Raw genomic sequence first — 26782 nt, 5'->3', positions numbered from 1 at the left:
CTGAAAATTAAGGGTAGTCCGCTAAAAATGTGCGGACTACCCTTTTTTTGATACAAAATGGAGTGCGTATATTTGACCACACAGATACCCTCCAGCCGGTGTTAGCTATGAGCATTTACCCAGGTCAAAAGACGATATAAGGCCGCTAAAAGCAGTGCGTATCTTTGTCCACACGGGAAAATGGAGTGCGTATATTTGACCACACAGATACCCTCCAATCGGTGTTAGCTATGAGCATTTCCCCAGGTCAAAAGACGATATAAGGCCGCTAAAAGCAGTGCGTATATTTGACCACACGGGAAAATCAGAAAACGAAGATGAAAACATTTCCCCAGGTGACAGTGCGTATATTTGACCACACGGGAAAGCGGAGTGCGTATATTTGACCACACAGATGCGTATATTCACACACAAAAGTGCGTATATTCACACACAAAAGTGCGTATATTTAACCACATTAAATTTACTAAAAATCTCTTTGACCTGCATATTTAGTGTTTAAAAGACTCCACTATGTAAGTATCCGCTAGTTCAATATGAGAGTGGGTCATTCTCCTTACCGCAACCACATCAAAGCTTAAAAATGACTGACGCGGCGGCTACGCCACCTTGTCCCTGAAATAACTAAGCCACTGCTATCTCCATAACGCCGGCCGGGAGCAGGAGATAAAAATAAGCCCTCCACATTCAGTAGAGAGCTAAGAACCCCGCCTATGAAAAGGATCTTGACGAAAGATTCTGACAATCTCACGGCCAACCTCACCGAAGTGAGAAGCAGTAACTCAGATGGCGGATCTCCCATAAGCGGGGGTCACTAAATAGTAGGCACGCTCGGTTTCAAAGACAACCCAGAAGTACAACAAGCCCCACAATCCGCGAACATCCGAAAATGGAAGCTGTAGAAACACAACAGCCCCAGTTCTTTTAGAACTGGGGCTGTTTTTATGACCGTTACACGGTGGGGGCACCGTCGATGATCTCAAACCCATCGGCTAACCACACGTCATCGACCAGGACGAGATGGACTTGGGCGGTAAACGGGGCCAGCGGGATCATCGAGGAGCGCCCCATGACTGTTTGCCGTCCGGTGACCTCCACAGTGCCCTCAGTGGGACTCATCATCTCAGTGGTGGTGGCTGTGGTGGCTGTGGTGACGTAATCACCGGATTCTGCCCACCCAGTCCAGGACGCGGACAGTCGCTGTTCTTCCACATCACGTTCCGAGGCATCGAGCAGGTCACCAGTCATATAGCGCTGTCCACGCACCATAGCGTCCCGAGGCGAGGAATCCTCGGCAGGGGAAAAGGAATACATTTCCGCAATCACCCGTTCTGCCGTGTGCTCAATGCGCTCATTGGGTGCGTAAGGATCTTCGGTGATGTGGTCAGTGGCGTCATGGGCAGGCTGCACAGGGGTGGGAGTAGTCAGTGACGTCGATTGTGCAGTGGAGTGTGAATCCACTGGGCCACTATCGCGCGTCATCGACCAGATCACCAGGACGGCCGACACAGCGACCAGGCCGCTTAACACGATCCACACTTGCTTCATAGACATTTTTATTTACCTCTTTGCGTAGGATTCCCGAGCTTCGAGAATCTTGGGGACATAAGCTTGTGTCTCGGCATAGGGAGGGATGCCGCCATGATCGAGTACCGCACCAGGCCCGGCGTTGTATGCAGCCAGTGTCAGGGAGGTCAGGTCACCCTGAATCTGGCCTGATGCTAGTGCAGGAGCCAGAAGCGTTTGCAGCTCACACATGTAATCTGCCTGTGCCATCACCGCATCACCGATGTTGTTGGGATCACCTGATCCCGCAGCGCCGACCTTATTACCGTTTTCATCTACCTTATAGCCGTATTTTGCCCACGTCCCCGGCATGAACTGGGAAAAGCCCATGGCACCAGCACCGGATACCTGATTGGCCGTGAAGTTGCTCTCCTGGCCCATCTGTGCGGCCAGCAGTGGCGCGTCCACGCCCTCACAGACCTGGCCACCGCGAGCAAACCACCGGGAGAATTCTTCTGGGATGACACCCTCCAGTAGTTCTGCGTCAGTGCCGACTCCGCCCACGCCGTTACAATCCGGGTTGACCGAGTAGCTGCCGCCACCTGAACTCAGGCCAGTAGGGGCAGTAATGGGTGTGCTGCCGTCTGGGTATCCCCCGCCCACGGTGGTGATGTGCACGTGATCGTAGTGGTTTTGGGTGGGGCTGCCACGATCTTCCATGACATTTGCCGTGCCCGAGCTGGGGATATAGGTCTGCTGCCAGATCATGTACTCAACATTGAACGCCTCCCGGTTGGCCCAGATCCAGTCTTTTACCCGTGTGCCTAATTCCTGGCCTGCGCTGGTTTCCCAATTGGGGATCATGACATCGACAGCACGGCCACTGGGGTGATCGGGGAAGGCATCGACTGGTCGCCACCCACCGATGGTTTTAATCTCTGGGAATTGCTGGTGAATCGCGCGAGATAGCCGGATGGAGTCAATCTGATAATTGTCCTCAGACCCCACGCTAGGCGGCAGTGGAGGCAGTTCGTCACCAGCGCCAAAGTCGGTGTTTCCGTCCGGGACAGTCACGGTGGTATCGCCTGCGGCCCCCACGTTGACGGCTTGATCGAGCCACGGGGTGGGATCGGCGGGATTACGGTAGCCACCAGGGTGGACTTCAAAGTGCAGGTGTGAGCCGCCAGGCCCAGGGGGTTGAACACTGCCTGCGTAGCCCTCACGGGCAATCTGCTGTCCTGCACGCACAGTCTGGCCCACAGAGACCATGAGATCTTCTGCGAACATGTGCCCGTAGACGGTGGAGAATTTCTCCCCCTCAGCACTCATATGGTCAATAACGATCCAATTTCCAAAACCAGCGGCAGGCCCGGCATTGACCACCACACCATTGGCAAAGGCGTAGATCGGGGTTCCTGCTCCACCTGCTATATCTGCGCCCTCGTGCATTGACCCCCACCGGGGGCCGAAACCAGAGGTCAAAGACGCGGGGGGCACCGATTCCGGCATGGCATACGATCCGGCAGGCACGCCTGTTCCGGTACCGTCGAGCGGTTCACACACCATGTCCTCGTCGGTGAACATTAGCGCCACAAACATCACTAGGCCGAGTACCAGGGCCACAATCGCCACTACTGCAATGGCACCTTTGTTTTTCACTCACCGTCTCCAGACATCAGTAAATACCGCTTTACTCCAATACCGTTTTACCGCTTTACTCCAATACCACTTTTCCACATCCATGCTGATTTCACCTCCCCCGCTGGGGTGAGGTGTTAAGACACTGATTTTCTACAACACGGTGAGGGTGGAGGACTTAAGAGCGATCTTCTTTGAGGTAGTCCCTGATGGCAGCTTCGAGGATGCTTTTTACGGTGTCGCGGTTAGCTATCGCCTTGGATCTAAACTCTCGCCAGAGATCCTCATCTACGGAAATCGAGGTTTTAAACGGCTTCTTGGGGGTGGTGTCCTCGGTCATGAAATATCCTCACGTCGGGTGCTGTCAGTGCTTTTAGCTTATCTAACAGCGTTTATTCCCCCATGCGGCCCCGCAAAACTTCTCATTCACGAGTCATACAGTCATATGACTGCATACCTGCATAGTATGGATAGACGAGTGGGCAGGCGAGCAAGTAGGTTGCTTGCCATAAAGATAGGTTGACATTCGGACAGGCGTGAATTAGGTTGAGGGGCAGTAACTCAGATCAGGATCTATCGAAAGGGATCAACCATGGCAGTTGTCAGTTTTGTCAATACGAAAGGTGGCGTAGGCAAGACATGCTCCACGATGTTTCTCGCCGCTGCCGCCCACTATGCAGGCCATAAGGTCACAATCATTGATTCTGATCCGCAGGGCACTGCAAGCTCGTGGTTTCACGATGCTCAGGAAAACCCAGAAACGCGCCTTGACAACTGCGAACTGGTCATAGCCAACCAGGGCACCATGCAGCGCGCAGCGCAACGGGACGGCCTTGTCTTTATTGACACGCCCCCAGGTAACTATTCAACCGTGGACAGCGCTATCGAAGTGGCTGATTTCGTGGTGATTCCGACGCTGCCCTCCACTATTGATATGGAGCGTGTGTGGAAAACACGCGCAGCGATTCCCGATGGCAAGCCGGCAGCGGTTCTTCTCACTGCCGTCAACGCCCAGACTGTGTTGTACCGAGAAGTGCGCGAAGCGCTCGAAAGCTATGAGGTGGCTGTATTCCCCCAGTACATTCCCCACCGTGATTTCTTCCGCCAGATGCGAGGGCAGTGGCCTGCCAATGACGCACGGCAGATGTTGGGGTATGAGCATGTACTCGATCAAATTTTGGAGGTTATGAAATGACTGATAAGGCCAAGGGTTTCACGCACAGCGACCTAACCCGCAACGCTATGCGGGTGCAGGATAATCCTCCGAGTAGCGCCAAAGAAACCCTGTCATCAGAGGCGTTGGGAAACGATCACCAGCCTACGAACATCCCCCAGCCTATCGAGCCTGTGGTCAAACAACCGCAGCACCGGATGACAATCAACATTCCTTTCGCTATGCACCAGGAGCTAAGGCGGCAGTCATTTGAGACCGGCAGGACAATGACTGAGCTACTCATCCGAGCATGGGATCACGCGCAAGGACGCTAGTAACTTAATAGGCCACCAAAAGCACTTATTTGCTTTTTTGGTGGCCTGTTTCGTTTCTATAAGTAATTACTCTCATAAGCACTTTAGGATAGGGCTATCTATACAATCCCCAGGCACAACGGAGCGAGCCAGTGGCGAAAAAGGTCCTTAATCCTCACCAACCTTCCCTATTTGATTTTCTAACCACCCCACCGGAGGAAAGCGATAATGATCGGTTACGACGAGATCAAGACGGCCCTAATGGCGGTCAATCCCCAGACAACCCCGGAGCAGATCCAGCAGTACGAGCAGCAGATCCAGGACGCATTCAGCGATCGAAAGCAGACCGTGATGCACGAGCTGCGGACGCAGTGGATCACACACCACAATCGCCAGCCGGACGGATTGACCTGGGGGCAGATCGTGGACGCAGCACATCAGAGCGCGGAGCAGCAGATCCGGCAGGAGTATCTGGCCGAGCTGACCGAGCAGGTGATCCAGAACCAGCTCAACGAGGTGGAGGACTCCCCGCATCTGCGAACGATTCAAACTCCCGGGATGTGGCAGGAGACCCCCGAGGACGTGGAGATCAGCTCAGCGACGTGGGAGATCCTGCACGACCTGTGGCCGGACAAGAACCCGACGTGGTATATGTACGCGGCGGCACTGATCGAGCGGATGAAGCACCTCAACCGGCCGTATCCAGCGGATTGGGACAGCAAGCTGAAAGCCCCATTCGAGAAGAAAATCGACCAAGCAATCCGCGACCAGGAAGCCAAAGCTGGGAAGCCTACCAAGTAGAGGCAAACCTCGATGCCCTCGCCGTATCCCTAATGCTGCGAGAAGATCAGCGACCTGCAACGCCTGATGAGCAGTATGTGCTTAGTCAATACCGTGGCTGGGGTGGATTATCAGCTGTTTTCAACGACAACGATGATCGTTTTGCCCGTCCCCGAGAAGAGTTGCGATCCTATCTCACCGAGGAGGAATACAATTCTGCCCGCAGAACTGTTCTGACCTCGTATTTCACCCCACCAGAAATTGTCGACGCGATGTGGTCGGCATTGGAAACAGCTGGTTTTGACGGCGGCAGAGTCCTGGAGCCAGGGTGCGGTATCGGCGGGTTTTTCGCCAGCGCCCCGGACAACACCCATGTGGTCGGTGTCGAGCAGGACGCAACCTCAGCACTTATTGCTAATGCGCTGCACCCACAGCACCAGATCCGCAATGAGCGGTTCCAGGACACCCAGGCACCTGATGGTGCCTTTAATCTGGCAATTGGCAATGTCCCCTTTGCCAATATCACCCCTGTTGATCCCGCCTATAACCGCGACGATCTCTCACTGCATAACTACTTCTTCGCCAAATCCATCGCCCTGACCGCCCCCGGTGGTTACGTGGCCATGATTACCTCCCAGCACACCGCTGATTCCGCCAGCCAGGGCGGAAAAGTCCAGCGGGTGCTCACCGACCAGGCCGATTTCATTACCGGTGTCCGGTTACCCGGTGGTCGACACGGTGCATTCGCCACCCACGCCAACACCGAGGTCGGCACCGACATTTTGCTGTTCCGTGTCCGCGAACCCGGTCGGGAGCCTAGCGCCACCACCGAGTTATTTCGTGGCCACCACGAATTAACCGTGGAGGGGCACACCAAGAAAATCAACGCCTTTTTTGCCGATAACCCTGACAACATTCTTGGTGACTACCGCAAGGTCTCCACAGCATATGGCCCTGATCTGGATGTTCGTCTTGATGCCGCCACCACGACTCTCGGAGAACAGATCCGCGACGTATTAGACCGTGATCTGGCTACTGCTGCTGCCACTGGGTATGGCTACGGCCCGCAGGAACGCCCCGTGGAGGCTATCGCTGAGCTGGATGTCTCAGGACTTATCACCGATGCCCAAAACTCGATGCACACCGTCTTGGGCACCATTCGCTACACCGATACCGCCAACACCATTACTTTCGAGCAGCTCAAACCCACCGAGAACGGCCCGGCATGGATGCCGGTCAAACCCAAACGTAAAGAACTTGCCCAGGAGTGGACGGATCTTATCGACATCCGTAACACCACCCAGGCACTTCTCACCGCGTGTAAAGACGAGGACACAGCCCAGATCGCGGCCCTGCAAGAAGCACTGACCAGCCAATATGATGCCTACACCGAGACATACGGCTTCATTAACCGCTTTGAGTACAAAAAGCCGCGCGCGAAAACCGCCGATCAGGTGGAAAAGCAGTACAAAAAGCTCGAGCAGGAGTGGCGCCAAGATAACGCGGTCGGAGATCGTGCCTATGAGGGCGAGCTGCCAGAGGGGGTGCCCGAGGAATTACGCGAGCAAGCTGCCCGCGTAGAGCAAGATCTCACCCCGTGGCGTGAACATCTCAGCGGTGCCCTGGCTAATGACCCCTATATGAACGCGGTCTATGCCCTGGAAAACTTTAACGAGGAAACCCAGACCGCCAGGAAATCGCCGCTGTTTACGACTAATCCGCTGCGCCAGGAAATCGAGGTAGTCAGCGTCGATAACCTCACCGACGCGGTGACCGTGGCGAAAAACAGCGGCCGACCTTTGACGGTCGAGACCTTTGCCGAGCTGATGGGCACTGATGATCTTGACCGAGTGGCTAAAGAGCTCGTGGCCGATAAAATCGCGTTTCGTGACCCCGATGAGCCAGATACCTGGATTCCCGGTCAGCGCTACCTGTCAGGCATGGTGCGTACCAAGCTCAAACACGCCGAGGAAGCCGCCGCCCAGGACGAGCGCCTGGTGCCCAACGTTCAAGCACTTACGGAGGCACTACCACCGCGTATCGAGCACGGCATCACCATGTCATTGGGTGCAACGTGGATTCCAGAACACCATTACCGTGATTTCATTGGTGACCTGCTAAATATCCCTGACTCTCACCGCGAGGACATCAGCGTGATATATGCCGCCGATAAGTGGTCAGTGGAGGTACCGAACTACTGGCCTGGGAAAATGGACGCGGACATGGCCTGGGGGCTGCTGGCTGCCAATGCCCAGGGCCCGTTCAACTTCACCCATGCGAAGATGGAGAAATTCTCCCACCATGGTGTCGCACACCGGGGATATTCCTCACTGGTCTACCCAGCAAGCCAGGCACTTAATGACACTATGAATATGAAGGCTCCGGTGCTCAATATGTCCGCCGAGGCCAAGGAAGCCCTCGGGTTTGATCCTGAACGCCAACGACTGCACCCCGCAGCTACACGCGCAGCCGGCCAAAAATCAGAAGCCATCCAGAGCCGGTTTGCCACCTGGGTTACCGAAGATCCCGAGCGCTATGACCAGCTGGTCACCGCCTACAACGAGCGCTTCAACAATGTGGTGGCACCTGAATATGACGGTGCCCAGCGCACCATGCCGGGGCTGGGGGAGAACTTTAACCCGTACCCGTATCAGCTTGACGCGGTAGAGCGCATGGTCAATGAACCGTCTGTGCTGCTTAATCACGTCGTGGGTGCAGGTAAAACCGGATCTATGATTATGGGTGCCATGGAGCTAAAGCGCCTGGGTATTGCTAACCAGCCGTGGCTGGTGGTGCCGTCTCACCTGGTCGATCAGATCGGTCGAGAAGCAAAGCAGTGGTATCCCGGGGCCAACATCCTGGTGGGCAGCGAATCAGAATCAGCACCGAAGAAAAAAGATGCACGGCAGATGGTACTGGCCCAATCAGCACAAAACGACTGGGATCTGGTGGTGGTGTCTGACAACGCTTTTAAAGCCGCCAGCATGTCCCCGGAAGCCTATACCGAGTACATGAATGACCAGCTCAACCGTCACCGTCAGGATCTAGAAAAGCTCAAATCCTCCGAGGCTGACCATAAAAATGCGGTACGAGAGATTGAGACAGCGATTGCCCGTCTGGAAACCAAGATGGAAAAGACGCTGACCAAGATCAACAAAAACGATGGCATCACCTTTGACCAGACCGGTTGCGACTACCTCATTGTCGATGAGGCCCACGCCTATAAAAACCTTGCCCGCCCCTCGAGCATGGCCGATCTTGCCTGTGCTGGATCAGACCGAGCTACCGATATGGATATGAAAATCGGGTGGCTGCGTGAACGCCATGGTCGTGAGGATTACCCCACAGTCACCTTTGCCACTGGTACACCGATTGCTAATAACCTCGCTGAGCTGTGGGTACTCCAGCACTACCTACGCCCTGACATCCTCAAAGAGGCCGGAGTCGAAGGGATCAACGCCTGGGGCGCGAACTTCACCAGCCAAGAATCTGACATTGATTTCACGGCCGGTGGTGTCATGCGAGAGCGCAAACGCATTTCCTCCTATGCCAATGTCGCTGAGCTGGCCCAGATGTCCACACCCTTTATGGACACCGTTGACCGCGATCAAATCCCGGCGAAGCTGCCGACAGTACGCACGGGAGAAAACATCATCGTGGAGTTTGATGTCAGCCAAGAGGTCAAAGACCTAATTGCTGATCTGCCCTGGCGAGAAGCCAATCTCCCCGAAGATCCCCGCATTGATAATCCACTGAAACTCGTGAACGACGGCAAAGCCGCCACTATTGATCCCCGGCTGGCTGGTCTGGATAACACCCCAGGTATCGGGCGTGTGCACGCCCTGGCCGAGACGGTGTTACGCGAGTGGGAGGAAAACAAGGACAACACCTATCTGACCCTTACTGGAGAAGAATCTCCTAATAAGGGTGCCCTACAGATCATCTTCTGCGATATGGGTGTGCCCAATAAGCAGGGACGATTCAGTCTCTACGACGCGATCCGAGATGATCTGGTGGCAGGTGGCATGGACACTGACCGCATCCGGTACATCCACGACTGGGAAGATCGCCGCCTACAGCTATTTGATGACTGCAACAACGGAAAGGTCGATGTGCTGATAGCCAACACCCCCCGCCTGGCCACCGGTGCCAACATCCAGGCCCGAGCAATTGCGCTACACCATGTTGATGTGCCCTGGCGACCTGCCGACCTCCAGCAACAGGAGGGCCGAATTATCCGCCAGGGCAACCAAAACCCCGAGGTGTCGATCTATAACTACGTTGCCAAGGGCACCTACGACGCTTACTCATGGGGTGTGGTTGCCCGCAAGGACAAGTTCATTAACCAATTCCTCAAAGCAGATCGTTCCATCCGCCAGATGGAGCCGCTGGAAAATGACGGATCGGACGCACTGGCACACAATAAGGCCATTGCCACAGGTAATCCGAACTTCATTCGCCAGGTCGAAGTGGAGCGCGAAGTCGCCAAGCTGGAAACAGCTGCCGCCGAGTATCACGCCGTGGCCACCTCAAATGTCGTAACACTGCGTAAAGCCCAGCGTGATCTACCCATTGATAAATCAACACTGAGCAGGATTCAGAAGCTTCAACCCGCTGCCCAGGCGTGGAATGACCAGGCCAAGGAGGATCGACGCTGGACGATTGACAACCGCACGTTTTCAGACCGTGGGGAAGCCGTTAACGCCCTATTCAACCGCCTGCGTGAGGTGGTGGAGGATCGGGATATGACGTCAACGCCCATTGGTGAAATCGGAGGTATCAAATTCAACGCCCGTTGGTCAGTGACGGATGGGGGAGTACTCATCACCAGTTCCGTTGGTGCGCTGGCAAATCCAGTTCCTGCGTACCTTGCAGATCCTCGCATGATTCACGGTGGCATTGATGTAGACGAGATCGTTCCAAAGCAACGCGGTGTGTTGACCTCCATGGAAAACGCGACCAAGGCGGTGCCGCTGAGAATTGCTGAGCTGGAGCAGCGCATTAGTGAGCACACCGAGGTGATTGATCGGCTGGAGGGCAAAGTCTCTACACCTGAGTTCCCGCAGCAGCAGGAATTGGATGAAAAGCGCAAGGAAGCCGCGCAGATCCGTGATGAACTTTCCAAGTTTGATAACTCTGCGGCCGAGAAGCAGCGTCGAGCTGAATATGCCCAGCGAATGCAGTCGAAAGGTCGGTCACCGGGATACACCCTGGAGCTGAACCCGACTAAATACATGCGCGAGACTGACCGGTTCCATCATCCGAAGTCACGGCCGATTGAGAAGAAAAATCTTCGCGCTGGCGAGGAGTGGGTAGCGCAGACACCGGTGATCTTTAAGTACGACCTGGAGACCCAGCTCAATGCCGGCCAGGGGCAGGGTGGGGCGCAAAAACCTCCACCGCCTACGCCAGGGCAATCCCCGGATAGGGGACATACCCTGGACTAAAACGTAGATAGGCAAGTGGGCGGGTATGCAGTCATATGACTGCATACCCGCCCACTTGCCTGTTGACCAGGGAGCTTTCCGCCCGAGGGTTTATCTCTATAACGTCATTCGAGAATAATTCGCAAAGAGCACTTCCTGGCGTTGACGCTCATTGGTGAGCTTGCGGGGTGCCCCCATAGCCTTGTCTACTTCCCTATCCAATGCGTCATGGGCACGCACTAATTCTGGAGACATAGCTAGGGGGCTGTAGTGCTCAGCGAGGGAACGCTCAGGATAAAGTTCACGCGCGGCTAAGACCTTTTTCCCTGCGTTGATAACACGCTGGCGGATCTTCTCGTCAAGTTCTGGAACAGGGAAAGTGTTCCACGTTAACGTGTTAGCAAACCTCAGATCGGATTTAATCCGTCCCCCTACGGTGCGCTGCCAGGTAATAAACATCGACGAAGAGATCAAAGCGAACTGTAATCCATCTGGGTCCTCAGCTAAACAGTTTGAATCGCCACAAATTACATCGGGGCTCAAGTGAGCAGCAGTCCAATAACGTCGGGTTTCACTTACATGACGAGGGATGGCCACATAATCGACCTTGGGTTGTCGAACTTCTGCAAATAGATACGGGGTATGCGCGAGCTTTTGAGTGGCTTCACGTTTACTTGATAAGCGCAGGGTGCGAACATTTTCGATACGAATTTTTAGTTCGGGAGAATCTGCAACATCCCCCGGAATGAAATTTCCATCAGCCATCCAAAAACACCACCTGTCGATCCCTCGGATAAGTTCTTGCGCTCCTACAAAGCGCCGAACGTACTTCATAGCTATAGGATCATGCTCTGGCCGGGGTACCCCAGCCTTCGGCGCTAAATGCCCTCCGTCATTGGGCATATTCCCAAACACCGCAGGTTCCAGCATGGACGATAGCGGCGTTCTACGACTTTCAACCAAGACGTTCGGGCCATCGACGAGGTAGGCATTGATTCCCCTTTCCACGGCCACCGACACAGGCTCATCCTTAATATTGGGATAGTCCCATAGTTGCGCCCGTGACTCATGACGACGGTCAAAACCGACGATCACGCAGTGAACAGCCGCTTTACCAGGGGCTTCGGAATCCCAGGAGAATGTGCGATGAGCGAAGCGGATACGCCAGCCAGCAGCAAAAATTGGCCCGAATAACCGTGGGGTTTGATCCCCCTGGACGATGGAGTTCGTGGTGACAAAAGCAAACATCCCCCGCCGCTGCCCCAATAAGGTCAGTGCTTTGGCATGCCAGCCAGTGACGTAATCAAGCTGATTAGTACCTTTCAAACCCTCCCATGCCTTATTCAACTCTTCCTTTTGCGCGATTCCCATAAGCCGAGCGCCAATAAACGGTGGGTTGCCAAAGACATACGTCATGGGCACCTGGGGCAGTACCGCATTCCAGTCCAGGTGCAGGGCGTTACCGTGGATGATGTGCGCGGTGATAGTAATCGGCAGGCGCTCAGGGGCTGCACCAATCGCATCCGCCAGCTCACGGTTGGCCTGATGATCCACCAGAAACATCGCGGTTTCCGCGATCTTGGCAGGCCACCAGTTCAATTCAAAGCCGTAGAACTGCCCAATCGAGAGTTTCTGCTCCCACGTCACATCCAACGCCATGCCGGTTTGACCCTCGCGCTTGCGAATCGCCACAATCACATCGGTTTCGATCTTGCGTAACTCCCGGTACGCCACGACCAGGAAGTTTCCCGCTCCACAGGCAGGATCAACGAACACCATATCCGCCAAAGAATCTCGAAACGCCCGAAGATTTTCCAATTGTTTCTTCACTGATTGCGTCTCCGTTGAGATTAACCTGGTGGCCTCGGCACGCAGTTCATCGAGAAACAGCGGCTCAATGGTTTTCAGGATGTTTTTCTCACTGGTGTAGTGCTCACCATCATTACGCCGAGCTTCCTTGGACTTCACCAGCTGGAACATCGACCCAAACACCGCAGGGGAGATATGTGACCAGTGGAAACGACACGCATCCAACAACGCATCACGCATGGCAGGGTCGAAGTATTCCGTGCGCATCGTATCGGCAAAGATCGAACCATTAACGTAGGGGAATTTCGCCAGGTGCTCCGGCACCCGCTGGCGTCGATTCTCCGGGGTGTTGAGCACCTCAAACAAGGAGTTCAGCTGTGGCCCCAGGTTTTCCGCGGTGGTGTGCTCCAGAACGAAGCGATAGAACAGATCCTGCTCCCACAACCCGGCATCGTCTCCGAACAGCAAAAACAACAACCGGGTCAGATACATCGAAGTCTGCTGGGTGCGCTGATCCTCTTCGGTTGGATCAGTCGGTGCCTCATCACCAACGGCTTCATCCACCTCATCACCAGCCATGGCGGTAAACAACTTCGCCATGAGCTTAGAAGCCTGAATGGAAGCTTCTTCCTCTTCCTTCTTAGTCACCGCCTCATAGCCGGCAAGGAAACGTAACTGGTCGAGGTAATCGGTGATCTCATCCAGGGAAAAGGTGAGGTCAAAGCGGGTGTCAGGGTCACCGAGCTTGCTCAGGCGTAAGGTCTCGAAATTCGAGCACAGGATATAACGCGGTAACTCGAAGTCGTTGACGCTGCCACCAGTGAGGTAATCACGGGCCTGGGCATGCGCCAGGTCAAGATCGACCCCGAGGGATTTCGCCTCACCAATGACCACACCTGGCCAAAATAAGTCGATATAGCCGCTTCCTCCAGTAGAGCTGCGGTGGGCATCTTGTTCAAACAGATCCATGCGCGAGGCATTGATCCCGAAACAGGAGAACAGTTCTGACCAGAACTGCTGGGCATATTTTTTCTCCGTCGCTGTTTCCCCACGCTCCCGCCAGTCAGTAATGCGGTTAAGCCAAAAGGCCTTGAACTCATCAAGATTGCGGTGAACGGTCGCCCGATCAATCGTGGCAGGCAGAGTGGAGGTCATTCATCGAGTTTATCCACCAAGAAGAAGTTTTTCGCATAAGGGATAAGACCAACACAGAACGATGGGTGCTGTTGCAAAGTTGGGCGGAGAGCAGCGAAGACTCAGTTTCTCATTCCCTGATGGCCGCTGCGTGTGGGCGTTCTCAGGCCGTCTCGAAGACCCGGTTGACGATCACCGCGTCCGGGTTCGGTTGCCCGTAGGCAAACATCGTGCCTTGCCCTTTCCGCAATGAGTGCATCGCCTCCATCCCTTTCAACGTCCGATATGCAGATGTCCGGTTCTTAAACGCGCCTTTCGGCCCGAGGATCCGCTTCAGCCGACCATGGTCGCCTTCCAGGATGTTGTTGAGGTATTTCACCTGCCGGTGTTCCACTGTTGGCGGGCAGATTCCCTCTGACTTCAACTCGGCGATTGCCCTGGCTAGGGAGGGTGCTTTATCGGTGTTGATCACTCTGGGATACCCGGCTGACGCATTGGATCTGAGGGCCTTGGCCAGGAAACGCTTCGCTGCGGCCACGTTCCGCTTCGGAGAGAGGTAAAAGTCCAGGGTCTGGCCACCGGCGGTGATCGCCCGATAGAGGTAGCACCACCTGCCGCCGACCCGGATATAGGTCTCATCCACCCGCCAGGAACTGGCCTGCCAGTCAGGTACCTGCCGGTACCACCGTGTTTGCTTGTCCAGCTCAGGGGCGTATTTCTGGACCCAGCGGTAGATCGTGGTGTGATCGACCGGCACGCCCCGCTCGGTCATCATTTCCTCCAGATCGCGGTAGCTCACCCCGTAGCGGCAGTACCACCGCACTGCCCACAGAATGATGTCACGGGGGAAATGACGACCGGAGAAGATACCCATGGCTGTGATTATTTCACGTCGCTCTTCCTACTGCCCCAACTTTGCAACAGCACCGAACGATGTGACTACCCAAAGGAATGTTTAGGCGGCAGTGGGCAGGTTTTAAGGTTTGAGGCGTGGTGGGCGTTTAAGCCCGGTAATTATTTCTCCTGCATCAATTCCCAGAACGCTCGTAATGGACAGCAGATTGAGGGTGCTGATATTGCGTTCTCCGCGCTCTACACAGCCAATATATGTTCGATGCAATCCAGACAAATGTCCGAGTTGCTCTTGGGAAATCTCTGCCTTTTTACGGGCTGCTCGAATGCGATCACCAACCTGTATAAGAATTTCTTTATCGCGAGTCACCCTGTGATTCTAGACGAGTTAACCCCCGCTAATTTCCCTAAACCCAATCCCTATCACGGCAGCGGTCTTGCCAGTCATATATCTGCCTATATGACTGCATAGTCGCATATGTTTATTCATTGATAGGTTGTTTTAACTCAAATCACCGTGCATATAGCGTTCGTCAACCGCAACCGCAAAAAACTCCACTTTCTTGCATTAAGCCCCCAGAACCCTAGATTGCGTAGAGGTGTTGCGGTAATATATTGCATATACCCCCCCTATTTGCACGAGTGGAGAAAAAATGCCTTTAGACACCCCCACGGGGAACATGTTGCGGGAAAGCGGACTGCCCAAGTGGATCTTTACAGCCGACGATGATGGAACACTGTCCGGTGGAGAGGCAGCACTAGCAAAGATTGTGCGCGTGCTCACGGCGGAATTTGACGCCCTTGACGGCACCGAGCAGGAGGCAGTGGCCACCGCGCTAGGAAAGGTTGCCCAGGAAACTCTTTCTGCCGAGCAGTGGGCAAAAAAGCATCTCGGCCTATGAAAATCGGGTATGCCAGGTGCTCGACCACCAAACAGGATCTTCGAGCGCAAAGAGAACAGCTAGTACAGCTGGGTGTCTCCCCTGACCGTATCTATGTCGATCACGGTTATACCGGCCGCAACCGCGCCCGCCCAGGACTCCAGGAAGCACTTGCAGCCGTCCGGGAGGGGGACACATTGGTGGTGACCAAACTCGACCGTCTCGCCCGTTCGGTCTCAGACGCATCCGAAATCGCAGAAGCTCTAGACCAGCGCGGTATCGCTCTCCAGCTAGGCCAGACCATCTACGACAACAGTAATCCCATGGGCAAGATGTTTTTCTCCATGACCGCGATCTTTGCGGAATTTGAAGCTGACCTGATTAGTCAACGCACCAAGGAGGGCATGGCGATAGCCCGAGACAAAGGCCGGCTCAAAGGCCGTCCATCCCAGTTCACGGAGCGCCAGCAAAAACTGATTACCGAGTGGCTGCACTCAGGGGAGTACACCCAGCGAGAAATCGCAGAGCTAATGAGCGTCCATCCATCCACCATCAGCCGATTCGCTGCAAAACTACGAGCAAAGGACAAAACCGATGTCTCAGAAAAACTACGACCAGCTGACTAAAGAACAGCGTGATCGTCTCCGCAATATCGAAGCATCCGCCGAGATCGAGGGAACCCCCATCTCCGCGAGAGCTAAAAAACTCATGATCGACACCATGGTGGGAAAAGTAACCACCGACCAGGCAATCCAGGACATCACGACCCATCACGAAAAGCCATGACCCAACCGCACGAAATGACCCACCTCCAGCGGTGGGAAGAGTACCTTGATCCGCACACGGGTGTGCTGCGTAACCTCCGAGGTGTCACCGACCCGCAGACATGGAAACAAGAAGAAACAGATCTGGTGGCCATACGCGCGGTTGATCTGCCCGAATTTGGTTTTGGTCATGACACGGTGGCCGACGAGCTTCGCGCGATCCATGAGCACCTGTTCCAGGACTGCTACGAGTGGGCAGGGCAGTACAGGGACGTGGACATGATGAAAAACCATCCCCAGATCCCCGACTCGGAGGTTGCATTCACGCCCTGGCAAAATATCCCGGATCAGCTCGACGCGATCCAGGAACGCATTGACTCCATCGAGTGGGATGACCTACTGCTGTCGGAGAAGAAAGACGCACTGGCTGAAATCCACGCCAAGCTCAACTACGTCCACCCGTTCCGTGAGGGCAACGGCCGAGCCACCCGGTCATTCATGGAAGAGCTTGCCCGTAGCCATGATGTAACCATTACATGGGAGGGAAGCAACGACGCACTGATTTTCGCCAGCTCCGCATCCATGATGCACGAGTCAGGATTAGCACTGGCTCCGTGGACTGCACTGTATTCAGAAATCGCTGAGCAGGCGACGTGGCAAGACGAAACCCTGGATGGGATTGACGCTTTGCTGAACATGATGGGTCCAATCAATCTGGACTACGCCGCCCAGAAAGGCGCAGACAACAGTAAGGCTCCACCGGGGCCGCAGACCTCCATGATTAATCACTGGCACAGCTACGAATTTTAATCTCCCCAACCACCCACAGGGCCACCAGCTTTGTGGGTGGCGGTGTCTGGGAAAAGAAAAAGAATGAAGAGATACCCTCCTCCTACGTCGGAGGGAAGATGGAGCCGTCGCTACGCTCCGGCAAGAATTAAAGCTTTACCCGCTTCGCGGGCCAAAGCGTTTATTGCCGAAGAGCCTTTCAGGCATTATACGGCCCGTTCGTTGCGCGCAAGCCCCGCTCCCTACGGTCGCCGCCTTCTGTCCAAAACTTTTTCCACGCGCTCGCAAGCTCGCTTATTTCGCGGAAAAACTTTTCTCCGCCAGTCGGTTCCGGGGCTTGCACTCCACTCATCGGGCCTATGGCAGCAAGCTGCCTCTTCGGCAAAAAACGCAGGGGGAGAGCAGGTTACAACCCGTAACCATCGAGGACGAGAAAGGCCACGCCATGACTACGCAAGAACCAACCACCTGGATCATCGAGGGAACATTCTTTGGAAAGCCCGTCACCCTGGAAGCCCACGCGCAGCGATACACCGACAACGGCCGGATCGCCCTGCCGATGTTCCGCGAGGACGAGGACGGCGAAGAAAGCCTGTTTTCAGTGCTGACCGTCAACGTGCCCCGGATCGCCCTGGAGGACACGCAGATCATCATTGATCCCAACGTCACCAAGGACACGCTGAGCATGGTGGTTGATTCTGGCCTGATCGACCCAGCACCCGTGGCTGAGGTTCAGGTAGGCATGGCCACCGCCAAGGTCTACAACCTCACCGCAGACGGCGCGAAGTGGGCCACCACCACCGCCACCGACCAGTTCTAACCCCGACATCCGCACCAGCGACACCAAGGAGAAAGCCATGACCGCACCAACCACCACCACCGAAGCCAACGACCAGATGATTTCCGACATGCTCGATGACACCGCCCGGTCAATCTACTACTGGGCAGAGACCGCCCGCCAGGGCGAGGGCATCGTGATCTATGACGAGCACCACGACACCCATCACCCCATCACCCGCGAGGCATACCAGGACGCTGCACGGAAGTGGGCAGCGACCATCACCGCCGACAACTCGAAGTTCTTCCGCAACAACGCCGCACAAATTCTTGCAGGCTTCTGGCAGGACGTGGATTACGACGCAATCATCCTTGACCAGATCGCCCAGGTAGCTTGCCACGGTAGGCAGCTCTACTCCTAAAGATCACGGAGGGGCGCGCACTCCGATAATCACGCGCACCACCTGCATACCCAAGAAAGGACAACCGCCATGAAAATCCACCACTTCCTCGACACCATCACCGTAGACGAATCGCCCTTTCACCTCTTCCGCATTAAGGGCGAACTCACCGTGTGCTACGCATCAGGGGCCATCTGCCAAAACGAGCAGACCTACGACAAGGTTGTTTCCGCCTACATGGACAAAAAGTTTTCTCGCGTCTAACACCCCGGAGGGGCGCGCACTCCGATAATCACGCGCCACCCACCACACCACGCACGAAGGACAACCCCCATGAGTGAGATTGACGATCAGCTCCAGGACAACGCAGCCACCGACCAGTGGGAAACCCCGCTTGATCTCTTCCTAGATCCCGAGGCCATGCTCCTTGGTGCGCTCATGTGGGCACCTGACGATTACGACGCAGCCACCCGCGTGTGCGAGGTGCTAACCCCAAATGACTTTTACAACGTCAGCTACGGCGAAATCTTTTCACTCATCGCCACGCGACGCGACGCCGGCCACCCCGTAGATGCCGCCAGTCTCCAAAGCGCATTTCATGCGCTCGGTGATACCTCCCCTGTTCCCCTGAGCACCGCCCGATCCATGCTGCTATCCATTGCCACACTCGGTGCAGCACCAGAGCGCCTCACCGCCTATGCAGATCAAGTACTGGGCACCAGCTACCGCCGACAGTTCCAGCAGATGGCCGGAAAACTGGCACATGCCGCCGAAACCGCCCCCGAGGATCAACTGTTTTCAATCATGGTCGAACATGGCAAGGCACAGCGCCGAGCATGGAACCGTCGACAAGCCCTGAAAACACACCCGTAGCCCGCACCACCTACAACCAAAGGAAAAGAACAATGAACGCCAACCACGACGCAATGCTTAACCGACTGTGCGACGAGCTAGACAAAACCGGAGTCGCTGACAGCGAGATAGACAAAGCAATTCTTCTCCCCGGTGTCATCCAGTGGGCAGAGGAAACAATCAAGTGGTGGGAAAGCCACTTCCCCCTGGAGCACTACGAATCAGCCCGAGCCGTATTAGACGGGGAGTGGGAGAAGGTGACGTTCACCGAGAACACCGCCCCGGTTGCGTTCGAGTTCGCCAAGGAGATCGCCAACCTGAAATAACCTGACAGATTCAGCCCCGAACACTTCCAGTGTTCGGGGCTGAATCATTGGTTCCTGGACGAGCTTTAGAACAGGGTGGGTTGATCCAGTGGGCCGGGGGAGATAGCCGAATAAAACCGTTCCTCATCCCACCCATGTTGTAAGGCTTGTCGAATCCTCATGGAGCGTTCAGCGGGCAACAACCCGTGGGCAATGGTGCGCCGGTTGCCCCGGTGCCGACCGAGAGTAACCGCGTAGCGAATGTTGTCAGACTGTGTGGAGGCAAAGACATGATGCTCATCGACACGCACGCATAAAGGTTCATTGCAGAAATGTTCCGCAATAACACCTACGGTGGAAAACCCTTCCAGTTCGAGCGCGAACCGGTGAGCTAACACAGTGCGCTGTTTCCCACCGCGTTGCCACGTAAAACGCCCGTATCCATCGGGTGTACTGATCGCGCCTATCCAAAACCAGCATGAGGGCGACTTCACGATATTTTTTCTAAATCGCGCGCGTTCTTTATCGGTTATCGAAAGCGACGTGGAACTTTCCACCCGCCGTTGTTCCGGGAGGGCTTCGCCCTCACCGGAACAGGGCACGTCGATATGAAAAAGCGGAACGTCTGTCCAGTCGCTCATCCATAGCCACCCTATTTTAGTTCGTCGGATGCCTTAGCAGCGACGGGGGCTTTTTCTTCTGTGTCTGTTTCAGCTACCTCAGAATCAAGCTCTTTTTGATTCTCTTCCATCTGATCGTCATCAGATTCTTCAGCTGGAGTTTCTTGCTGCGCCAGGCGCACGCATTCGGCTTGTTCCTTAGCAGTCAGGTGACAGACCTCTTGAATATCTTTTGCTTTCAGGCCGATCTTTCGCAGTTCGAGGATGGCGTTGCCGACAGCAACCTGCCCTTCCCGAATAACGCGCGTCCCTGACAGAAGCAAAACAATTTGATCCTCCCGGATCTTCAAGTAGCGCTGCACTTCTTCCATGTACTCAGCGCTACTCATCCTGGCCATCTTGCGATCTTCCCGAGTGGCTCTAACCATGACGTCTCCCTGTTGAGTGGTATTTACCGCTCATCATACTCAACGTCGAACCGTTGTGAAGTTTTTCCTGCTGAACCGCAGGAAAAACGTCACAACGTTGGCGGTGCCGGGGCACCGCCAAAAAGAACCACACACCTCATGCACTAAAGTGTAGAATGCCAGGTAGAGACATTTTAGCGTGCAAAAATGGTGCGGAAAGTTGGGAGGTGCGGCCGTTATGATGACACTTCATACGCTCTTTGCGGGCACCGGTTACACCTATCTGACTGATTCTGTAGCCACCGGAGACCGCCCACGACTGCCCGGACAGTCCCTTTCCAACTACTACGCATCGGAGAAAGGTACGCCTCCAGGAGAGTGGACTGGGGCAGGAATCAAGCGCTTAGAAATCAACGGAACTGTCACCGAAGCGCAGATGCTGGCGCTTTTTGGAGAGGGTAGGCACCCGAATGCAGACGAGATTATCGCCGCATCCATTAAGGATGGAGCGACCGCTCGAAAGGCGTTAAAGAAGTCCCAGATTGGCCGTTTGTTCGCCGACAACATCAAAGAAGCCGACCCAATGCTTGACCAGATTGACGAGGCAGTGCGCGTTTCACGAGCCAAAAACGGTGGCACAATTTCCGATAGAAAGTACAAGGAGATCACTCTAGAAATCGCATCCCAGCACTTTAAGCAGCGTTTCCCAGAGGAGAAAAACGTCGATGCTAAGAAGATTATGGGCTGGGTTAAGGCCACTAGAGATGCACAAGGCGACGCTGTAGCTGGTTTCGATCTGGTGTTTACTCCCCAGAAATCGGTGACAACGTTGTGGGGAATTGGCAGCGAAGATCTACAAAAAGACATCGAAAATGCCCACCGGGAGGCGGTCTCTGAGACCCTTGAATGGGTGGAAAGTAACGTGTCTTTCTCCCGTAAAGGCGCAGGCGGAGTGATCCGAGTGGAGGGCGAGGGCTTAACAATTGCGCGTTTTGACCACTTTGATAACCGAGCTGGTGATCCTAATCTTCACACTCACTGCGCTGTAGCCAATAAGATTTACTGCCCTGACGATGGTAAATGGCGGTCGCTAGATGGACGGGCAATGTTCCAGATGAACGTTGCTGCATCGAATCTTTACAACCAAACTTTGACTAATAAGCTACGGAATAAGGGCCTATCTTTCCGTGCTGTTTCACACGGTGAGAATAAATCCCCGGTCTACGAAGTGGCTGGAGTTCCCGACTCTTTGCTCAAAGAGTTCTCCCGTCGAGACGATATTGAGCGCCGTTTAGAAGAACTTGTCGATGATTTTCGTGCCAGGAATAAGCGCGAACCGAGCTGGCAAACGCAGATTAAGTTGGCTCAGCAGGCGACTCTAGAGACGCGCGGAGTGAAACAAGATCAGCAGTCGCTCACGGAAATGCGGGCACTTTGGGCGCAGCGAGCCGAGAAAGTTCTGGGTACTTCTGACGTATCCGCACTGGTTACTGGGCTGGTTAATGAGGAAAAAGAGCACACGGAAGTGCTCGATGTGAACACCGCAGCAGATCGTACTTTGGAGCTTTTAGAGCGCCGACGTTCGCAGTGGAACGCCACCAATATCTATTCCGCAGCTACGGAAACACTGGCTGTTATGCGCTTTAATACCACCGACGAGCAGCGCGCAATGATCGAATCAGTCATGCAGGAAGTCCGTGATGGACGATCCATTAGGCTCACAGGACAGCAGTTTGAGAACGTCTCTGGGCTGACTACCACCAAGGGAAAATCACTTTTCCACCAGTCCATGAGTGATAAGTTCACCTCGCCGGAAACCATTTTCCGCGAGCAGCAGTTGCTTGATGCCACCCGAATTGCGACCCCGTTTGTCGCTACTCGCCGTCATATTGACGCGGTAATTTCCGCTGTAGAAAAGGAAAATGGGTTCCCACTTAACGAGGGACAGCGCACCATGGCGCACTGGTTACTGGGATCTGGAGCGCAGCTTTCTGTCGCTGTTGGCCCCGCAGGAGCCGGAAAAACCACCTCCATGAAGGTGGTCTCCGATGCCTGGCAAGCCATGGGAAACAATGTCATTGGGCTTGGCCCATCTGCCGCAGCAGCGAATGTTTTGGGCAATGATCTAGGTATTGCTGGCCAGACAATCGCGTCGATCCTGACCCGAGATAAGCACGGATTGGACACCGGAATCACCCGGGGAACGCTGATTATTGTCGATGAAGCCGGCATGGCGTCAACCCGAGACCTCTACCAACTCAACGAAATCGCGCAACGTCAGGGTGCAGTTGTCCGCATGATTGGTGACCCATCTCAGCTGTCAGCTGTTGAATCTGGCGGCATGTTGGAGCTTCTCGCCCAGGAAACCAACGCGCCAAGCCTGGAAGAAGTCGTGCGTTTTAAGACCGAGGGTGAGGCCGAAGCGTCACTCAAAATCCGCGAGGGCGAGCACGATTCTTACGACTTCTACGACAAACACGACCGCATTAATACGGGAAGTTCCACCGCGTTGCGTGAGGGAATCCTCAATGAATGGGCCGTAGAAACCGCCGATGGAAAGACTTCCCTGATGATGGCCACGACCAGAAAGGACGTGGCACTACTTAATACTGCCGCACAACAGCGTCGCTTGAATGATGGTTTCTTGGCCCCGCTGACAGCTGAAATCGTCGCCCGAGACGGGGCCACGCTGCACGCAGGCGACCAGATTGTGACTCGTAAAAATGACTCCACCATCAATCTGGTGGGTGGTAAAGAAGACGGACGACGAATTTTCAATGGTGATCTGTGGACGGTTAACGCCACTGATGCCGCTGGAAACCTGCACGTTTCCCATAAGGAAAACGGTGGCCGAGCTGTCCTCCCAGCCGCCTATGTACGCGCCCATGTCGAGCTGGGATACGCCTCAACTGTCCACCGCGCCCAGGGCATGACCGTTGATACCGCCCACATGCTCATCTCTGGTCACGAGTCCAAGGAGCTTGCTTATGTTGGTCTCTCGCGCGGAAAAATGAGCAACAAGGCGTGGATTGTGACTGAGCAAACTGTCGATCCAGAAGCCGAACACGATAAGAAAACCCCCGCCAATGCGCGCGCTGTGTGGGAGCAGGTCATGAATCGCGGCAGTGATAATAAGGCAGCGTTGTCCATGCTGTCGGACTCTTCTGCCGAGGAAGATCGCGCTGTGGAGCTGGAATCCTACAACCATATCCGCGAGACAATGATCCGTTCATGGAGTACCCATCTTCTCAACATCCACGCGCCAGAAGTCATATCTGAGCTAGATGATGATGACATTAACTCCATTGCCCAGGCCGTTAGTAACGCACTGAATGCAGGCATTGATGTGGATGTTGAGATCAGTGCGTGCCGAGATTCTGAGACCTTTGTCGATGATCTCACCGCTGCATTGACCCGCGTGGAAGCCACAATGCCCGTGGGTATCCTGCCACCGCAGGGGCCAGGAGTAGACACCGAACTGCTGGAGTGGGCGCGCACCAATCGTGTCGCATTGGTCGATCAGCGTCGCCTGAACGCCGACAGATTGGTGGCCATGGGTGAGGGACTGACCCCGCATCGAGTGGCCGATGTGTCAGCCCCAGTGCTCAATGAGCAGCGTGATATTTTGCGCGCGCGACTTACTGCCCGCAGCACGATCATTGAAAAATTGGAGGCGATTCATGACAGTCTCCGCGAGGGCGAGCCGCATATGAGACTGCAAAATTCTCATGCTCACACCCTCCACCAGGACAGGCTGATTAGCACAGTGCTGAACCTGGATGAGACGGCATCGACTGCGTATGGCTCACGTCAATTCCAGATTCAGCGAGAAATTGCAGCACTGGAAAAGCAGTTGCCCAGCCGCGAACAGTGGGGGGATATTCAGCTCCAGGCGCACCAGGCCCGGACAGATATTGCCCAGGCCATCCACGCCGAACGCACGTTAGCGCTGTCCATTGATGAACAACTCCAGGCTGCACGCTTTGACCACACCACCTTGACAACAGCGTTGTCTGTCATCGGTGACGAGCTTGATCGACGCTCCACACTTACTGCTGAGGAAGCCGAAGCAGAGCGCAGTAAGTGGGGTACCGCTGATGCCGGACTGACCGTGGCCACCGCTGTAGGCAGCTACGAGCAGCGAGCAGAGCAGGCAGAAAAGGCGCACAAATCTGTCCCAGAAACCACCGACATCACCCAGATGTTGCTTAATGCGCCGGATCTTTCGACTGCCCCTGACTCGATTGCTGCCCGTCTCCAGCTTGCCCTGACTGATCTAGAGCGCAGCGCTGTAAACCTTGCTCGACCTGACCGTAGTAATAAAGAAAGGGAGATTGACATGCTTATCGCAGAGCGCCGCGAATTGGAATCGCAGCTCACCACAGTCATTAGTGCCACTGCCGATCCGGTGGAATCCGACGCGGACACCCGCGCGCGTATCCGCCAGGTGCAGGCGGCAGAACCGACAATCCTGCACGATATTGAAGTGCTGTCCCGCCAGGTGCAGGCAGCGAAGAAGTATGCGGCCGAGCTACCGCCCGAGCCGAAGGGATTGTTCGTATCTGCCAAGAAGAAACAAGACATCACCAACCGCCACGCCCAGGCCCAGAAGCAGATCCGTGAGTCGCAAAGCGCCCTGGATAGGGCCAAGGGTCGCCACGACAATCTGTTGTCCCAGGTGCCTGATCGGAGCCTGTGGCCGACGTTGCTATCTGCCGATTCCACGCAGCATCAGTCCCGCGAGCAGGCGGCACTAATCCGCAATAAGATCACCGATCTTGATAGCCGCATTGCCCAGGCACGAGCAGGCGGCAGCGGGCAAGATGGAAAGCAGTTCAGCCGGCCGGATGCAGCACCCCGCCAGCACACTACCGAGGCCGATTACGGCCGCGAGCGTTAAGGAGAAAACCCCATGACTAGCCCCTCCATCGAAGATAAGGTCAACGCCGAAGTTCGCCAGACCGCCGAGCGGATCGCACGGAATATGCGTGATTTACTTTCCACTACTAACCGCACCAATCAGCGCCGGTGGGAAAGCCAGCGCGCTATGGACAAGATGGTGAGTCCTCACACCGGTGCTGCGGATCGTCTCGGAGAACTTGCAGCCGGGTGGACACTCGCGCACCGCGACCGCGACAACAACCCGGAACGCGCCCAGAAGTGGGATCAATTGATTAAAGACAACGGCATTGATCCCCAACAGCTTTACGTCACCATGACAGATAGGGAAGAATCACTACGGGTGCGCGCACAGGCGGAACAAGCCGCGGCCCAGGCCCAGGCAGATCGCCAGCAAGCCCAGGCTGACCGAGCTGCTGCGGAACAAGAACGCCAGCAAGCCCAAAACACCTCACCTGATCCCAGCATGGCCAGCACCATTGTGCCCATCATGGCGACTTCTTTTGCCCTCTCGGAATTATCCCAGGTATCAGACACACACCTGGATAAGGCAGTTGGTGAACAACTCACCCTGTTCCAGGCCCCCGCTGCCGACAACGCCGCGACCGTCAGTGACCAGGCAGATATGGATCATCTGCTGAGCCAGTGGCACAGCACTGATCTTGAAACCGCCCTGGGGCAATATCAGGAGACCACCTTTGACGCACCGACCCCAGCGCCCGAGGCCGCACAGACCCGGGAAATGCCCGGTCTGGATGCTGGATTATAACCACTAACCCACACCATGCAGACATGCAGCTGCCCGTCCGCATGTATGGTGCGGGTTAACAATCAGGGAGAATCATGACGACGATCTGCCGGGTGCCCGGATGCGGACAGTGAAGAAAAGTAAGTAAGAAGAAAACCCAGCCGGGAGGCTGGGTTTTCACCCCCGCGTGTGCGGGATTGGCTTTTACTTTGTCTTACTTTTTCTTAGGTGGGGCGTATTTGGCGATATTTTCTTGTGTGCGCGGCATCATCTCCAGGCCCGGTGGCACAGGCGCAGTCGGATTGTTGGCGTCATAGGCATGGAACGGGCCGCTTTCACCATTGAGAATACGATCCATCATCGGATCGCAGTGATGGAGCCACCAGGTGGATAGCGCCGAGGGATCTTCTGAAGCAAAGGCGGCTTCCCAGGCACGATGAAGCACCGACAACCTCACGACTACTTCTGGATACCGCCACCAGGCTGGGTCCCACACCAACCCCCGGCCCACCTGCACACTGAGCTTGCGCTGGATCACAAACGATAACTGTTGCTCTACGAAATCGTAGACGGTGGCATACTGCGGCTTTTTCTCCTCATCGCCGGCCGAGGTATCAGATCCAGTCCGCTGAGGGGCAGGGGTGTCTGCCACCCCTTCTTCTACATCATCATCGAGCAATTCATCCGAGTCATCGAAGTCACTGCCGAACAGATCCTCATCATCCAT

At 55.2% G+C, this 26782-nt stretch carries 23 protein-coding genes; 14 read left to right on the top strand and 9 right to left on the bottom strand.

All coding sequences use genetic code 11. The features are described 5' to 3' along the window. Positions 1-951: 951 nt before the first annotated feature. The 3 genes from CFAEC_RS14185 to CFAEC_RS14175 form a co-directional block, all read right to left on the bottom strand. On the bottom strand, positions 952-1554 hold the full coding sequence (locus tag CFAEC_RS14185; RefSeq protein ID WP_290280252.1) for a hypothetical protein: 603 nt from the start codon (positions 1552-1554) through the stop codon (positions 952-954). Between the two features lie 6 nt (positions 1555-1560). After that, a complete protein-coding gene (locus CFAEC_RS14180) occupies positions 1561-3165 on the bottom strand; it encodes a VldE C-terminal domain-containing protein (protein WP_290280251.1) in 1605 nt (534 codons plus the stop codon). A gap of 157 nt (positions 3166-3322) precedes the next feature. After that, positions 3323-3484 (bottom strand): ribbon-helix-helix protein, CopG family, encoded by a 162-nt coding sequence (locus CFAEC_RS14175; protein WP_290280250.1) that lies wholly within the window; start codon positions 3482-3484, stop codon positions 3323-3325. 252 nt (positions 3485-3736) lie between these two features. Here CFAEC_RS14175 and CFAEC_RS14170 point away from each other — a divergent pair, with 252 nt between their 5' ends. The 3 genes from CFAEC_RS14170 to CFAEC_RS14160 all read left to right on the top strand — a co-directional run bounded on the left by CFAEC_RS14170 (position 3737) and on the right by CFAEC_RS14160 (position 10838). Further along, positions 3737-4339, top strand: a complete 603-nt coding sequence (locus CFAEC_RS14170) for a ParA family protein (protein WP_290280248.1) — start codon at positions 3737-3739, stop codon at positions 4337-4339. Between the two features lie 500 nt (positions 4340-4839). Then, complete coding sequence (locus CFAEC_RS14165) at positions 4840-5412, top strand: hypothetical protein (protein ID WP_290280246.1); 573 nt, start codon at positions 4840-4842, stop codon at positions 5410-5412. A 32-nt stretch (positions 5413-5444) separates the two neighbouring features. Beyond that, positions 5445-10838: a helicase-like domain-containing protein gene (locus tag CFAEC_RS14160; RefSeq protein ID WP_290280244.1), complete on the top strand. Its 5394-nt coding sequence runs from the start codon at positions 5445-5447 to the stop codon at positions 10836-10838. Positions 10839-10934: 96 nt separating this feature from the next. On the opposite strand, the gene CFAEC_RS14155 is transcribed toward CFAEC_RS14160, so the two are convergent. The 3 genes from CFAEC_RS14155 to CFAEC_RS14145 all read right to left on the bottom strand — a co-directional run bounded on the left by CFAEC_RS14155 (position 10935) and on the right by CFAEC_RS14145 (position 14982). Then, complete coding sequence (locus CFAEC_RS14155; RefSeq protein WP_290280243.1) at positions 10935-13781, bottom strand: DNA methyltransferase; 2847 nt, start codon at positions 13779-13781, stop codon at positions 10935-10937. A gap of 142 nt (positions 13782-13923) precedes the next feature. Then, complete coding sequence (locus CFAEC_RS14150; RefSeq protein ID WP_154829649.1) at positions 13924-14634, bottom strand: IS6 family transposase; 711 nt, start codon at positions 14632-14634, stop codon at positions 13924-13926. A 102-nt stretch (positions 14635-14736) separates the two neighbouring features. Then, the gene (locus CFAEC_RS14145; protein WP_290280237.1) at positions 14737-14982 is read right to left on the bottom strand and encodes a helix-turn-helix domain-containing protein; all 246 of its coding nucleotides are present in this window, start codon (positions 14980-14982) and stop codon (positions 14737-14739) included. 283 nt (positions 14983-15265) lie between these two features. On the opposite strand from CFAEC_RS14145, the gene CFAEC_RS14140 reads away from it, so the two are divergent. From CFAEC_RS14140 to CFAEC_RS14100, 9 genes are all read left to right on the top strand, one after another. Further along, positions 15266-15514, top strand: coding sequence for an antitoxin (locus CFAEC_RS14140; RefSeq protein ID WP_290280235.1), 249 nt, complete (start codon positions 15266-15268; stop codon positions 15512-15514). Continuing rightward, positions 15511-16119 carry a recombinase family protein gene (locus CFAEC_RS14135; protein ID WP_290280233.1) on the top strand — a complete coding sequence of 203 codons (609 nt, stop codon included), beginning with the start codon at positions 15511-15513 and terminating at the stop codon, positions 16117-16119. The genes CFAEC_RS14140 and CFAEC_RS14135 overlap by 4 nt, the downstream gene beginning before the upstream one ends. Next, positions 16088-16279 carry an antitoxin VbhA family protein gene (locus tag CFAEC_RS14130; RefSeq protein ID WP_290280231.1) on the top strand — a complete coding sequence of 64 codons (192 nt, stop codon included), beginning with the start codon at positions 16088-16090 and terminating at the stop codon, positions 16277-16279. Before CFAEC_RS14135 ends, CFAEC_RS14130 begins: the two co-directional genes overlap by 32 nt. Further along, positions 16276-17067 carry a Fic/DOC family protein gene (locus tag CFAEC_RS14125; RefSeq protein WP_290280229.1) on the top strand — a complete coding sequence of 264 codons (792 nt, stop codon included), beginning with the start codon at positions 16276-16278 and terminating at the stop codon, positions 17065-17067. Before CFAEC_RS14130 ends, CFAEC_RS14125 begins: the two co-directional genes overlap by 4 nt. A 424-nt stretch (positions 17068-17491) precedes the next feature. Beyond that, positions 17492-17866 carry a DUF4313 domain-containing protein gene (locus tag CFAEC_RS14120; protein WP_290280227.1) on the top strand — a complete coding sequence of 125 codons (375 nt, stop codon included), beginning with the start codon at positions 17492-17494 and terminating at the stop codon, positions 17864-17866. A 37-nt stretch (positions 17867-17903) separates the two neighbouring features. Beyond that, a complete protein-coding gene (locus CFAEC_RS14115) occupies positions 17904-18245 on the top strand; it encodes a hypothetical protein (protein ID WP_290280225.1) in 342 nt (113 codons plus the stop codon). Positions 18246-18314: 69 nt separating this feature from the next. Further along, a complete protein-coding gene (locus CFAEC_RS14110) occupies positions 18315-18488 on the top strand; it encodes a hypothetical protein (RefSeq protein WP_290280223.1) in 174 nt (57 codons plus the stop codon). Between the two features lie 69 nt (positions 18489-18557). Then, complete coding sequence (locus tag CFAEC_RS14105) at positions 18558-19097, top strand: DnaB-like helicase N-terminal domain-containing protein (RefSeq protein WP_290280222.1); 540 nt, start codon at positions 18558-18560, stop codon at positions 19095-19097. Positions 19098-19129: 32 nt separating this feature from the next. Next, a complete protein-coding gene (locus tag CFAEC_RS14100; protein ID WP_290280219.1) occupies positions 19130-19402 on the top strand; it encodes a hypothetical protein in 273 nt (90 codons plus the stop codon). A 65-nt stretch (positions 19403-19467) separates the two neighbouring features. Here CFAEC_RS14100 and CFAEC_RS14095 read toward each other — a convergent pair whose 3' ends face one another. Continuing rightward, on the bottom strand, positions 19468-20022 hold the full coding sequence (locus CFAEC_RS14095) for a hypothetical protein (RefSeq protein ID WP_290280218.1): 555 nt from the start codon (positions 20020-20022) through the stop codon (positions 19468-19470). 11 nt (positions 20023-20033) lie between these two features. Next, on the bottom strand, positions 20034-20390 hold the full coding sequence (locus tag CFAEC_RS14090; RefSeq protein WP_290280216.1) for a hypothetical protein: 357 nt from the start codon (positions 20388-20390) through the stop codon (positions 20034-20036). A 256-nt stretch (positions 20391-20646) separates the two neighbouring features. Between CFAEC_RS14090 and mobF the strand changes: the two genes are divergently transcribed. Then, on the top strand, positions 20647-25308 hold the full coding sequence (mobF, locus tag CFAEC_RS14085; protein ID WP_290280281.1) for a MobF family relaxase: 4662 nt from the start codon (positions 20647-20649) through the stop codon (positions 25306-25308). A gap of 12 nt (positions 25309-25320) precedes the next feature. Continuing rightward, on the top strand, positions 25321-26076 hold the full coding sequence (locus tag CFAEC_RS14080) for a hypothetical protein (protein ID WP_290280279.1): 756 nt from the start codon (positions 25321-25323) through the stop codon (positions 26074-26076). Between the two features lie 193 nt (positions 26077-26269). Here the strand turns inward: CFAEC_RS14080 and CFAEC_RS14075 are convergent, their stop codons facing one another. Further along, a complete protein-coding gene (locus CFAEC_RS14075) occupies positions 26270-26782 on the bottom strand; it encodes a DUF4913 domain-containing protein (RefSeq protein ID WP_290280278.1) in 513 nt (170 codons plus the stop codon).

Origin of the sequence: Corynebacterium faecale (assembly GCF_030408735.1) — a bacterium.
In the GTDB taxonomy this organism is placed as follows: domain Bacteria; phylum Actinomycetota; class Actinomycetes; order Mycobacteriales; family Mycobacteriaceae; genus Corynebacterium; species Corynebacterium faecale.
This window is presented reverse-complemented; position numbering and strand designations above follow the sequence as displayed.

What these genes read in the sequence shown, in the direction of transcription:
- CFAEC_RS14185 (WP_290280252.1), bottom strand. Translation starts at nt 1,554, where the DNA reads ATGTCTATGAAGCAAGTGTGGATCGTGTTAAGCGGCCTGGTCGCTGTG.
- CFAEC_RS14175 (WP_290280250.1), bottom strand. Translation starts at nt 3,484, where the DNA reads ATGACCGAGGACACCACCCCCAAGAAGCCGTTTAAAACCTCGATTTCC.
- CFAEC_RS14170 (WP_290280248.1), top strand. Translation starts at nt 3,737, where the DNA reads ATGGCAGTTGTCAGTTTTGTCAATACGAAAGGTGGCGTAGGCAAGACA.
- CFAEC_RS14165 (WP_290280246.1), top strand. Translation starts at nt 4,840, where the DNA reads ATGATCGGTTACGACGAGATCAAGACGGCCCTAATGGCGGTCAATCCC.
- CFAEC_RS14160 (WP_290280244.1), top strand. Translation starts at nt 5,445, where the DNA reads ATGCTGCGAGAAGATCAGCGACCTGCAACGCCTGATGAGCAGTATGTG.
- CFAEC_RS14155 (WP_290280243.1), bottom strand. Translation starts at nt 13,781, where the DNA reads ATGACCTCCACTCTGCCTGCCACGATTGATCGGGCGACCGTTCACCGC.
- CFAEC_RS14150 (WP_154829649.1), bottom strand. Translation starts at nt 14,634, where the DNA reads ATGGGTATCTTCTCCGGTCGTCATTTCCCCCGTGACATCATTCTGTGG.
- CFAEC_RS14140 (WP_290280235.1), top strand. Translation starts at nt 15,266, where the DNA reads ATGCCTTTAGACACCCCCACGGGGAACATGTTGCGGGAAAGCGGACTG.
- CFAEC_RS14135 (WP_290280233.1), top strand. Translation starts at nt 15,511, where the DNA reads ATGAAAATCGGGTATGCCAGGTGCTCGACCACCAAACAGGATCTTCGA.
- CFAEC_RS14130 (WP_290280231.1), top strand. Translation starts at nt 16,088, where the DNA reads ATGTCTCAGAAAAACTACGACCAGCTGACTAAAGAACAGCGTGATCGT.
- CFAEC_RS14125 (WP_290280229.1), top strand. Translation starts at nt 16,276, where the DNA reads ATGACCCAACCGCACGAAATGACCCACCTCCAGCGGTGGGAAGAGTAC.
- CFAEC_RS14120 (WP_290280227.1), top strand. Translation starts at nt 17,492, where the DNA reads ATGACTACGCAAGAACCAACCACCTGGATCATCGAGGGAACATTCTTT.
- CFAEC_RS14115 (WP_290280225.1), top strand. Translation starts at nt 17,904, where the DNA reads ATGACCGCACCAACCACCACCACCGAAGCCAACGACCAGATGATTTCC.
- CFAEC_RS14110 (WP_290280223.1), top strand. Translation starts at nt 18,315, where the DNA reads ATGAAAATCCACCACTTCCTCGACACCATCACCGTAGACGAATCGCCC.
- CFAEC_RS14105 (WP_290280222.1), top strand. Translation starts at nt 18,558, where the DNA reads ATGAGTGAGATTGACGATCAGCTCCAGGACAACGCAGCCACCGACCAG.
- CFAEC_RS14100 (WP_290280219.1), top strand. Translation starts at nt 19,130, where the DNA reads ATGAACGCCAACCACGACGCAATGCTTAACCGACTGTGCGACGAGCTA.
- CFAEC_RS14095 (WP_290280218.1), bottom strand. Translation starts at nt 20,022, where the DNA reads ATGAGCGACTGGACAGACGTTCCGCTTTTTCATATCGACGTGCCCTGT.
- CFAEC_RS14090 (WP_290280216.1), bottom strand. Translation starts at nt 20,390, where the DNA reads ATGAGTAGCGCTGAGTACATGGAAGAAGTGCAGCGCTACTTGAAGATC.
- mobF (WP_290280281.1), top strand. Translation starts at nt 20,647, where the DNA reads ATGATGACACTTCATACGCTCTTTGCGGGCACCGGTTACACCTATCTG.
- CFAEC_RS14080 (WP_290280279.1), top strand. Translation starts at nt 25,321, where the DNA reads ATGACTAGCCCCTCCATCGAAGATAAGGTCAACGCCGAAGTTCGCCAG.
- CFAEC_RS14075 (WP_290280278.1), bottom strand. Translation starts at nt 26,782, where the DNA reads ATGGATGATGAGGATCTGTTCGGCAGTGACTTCGATGACTCGGATGAA.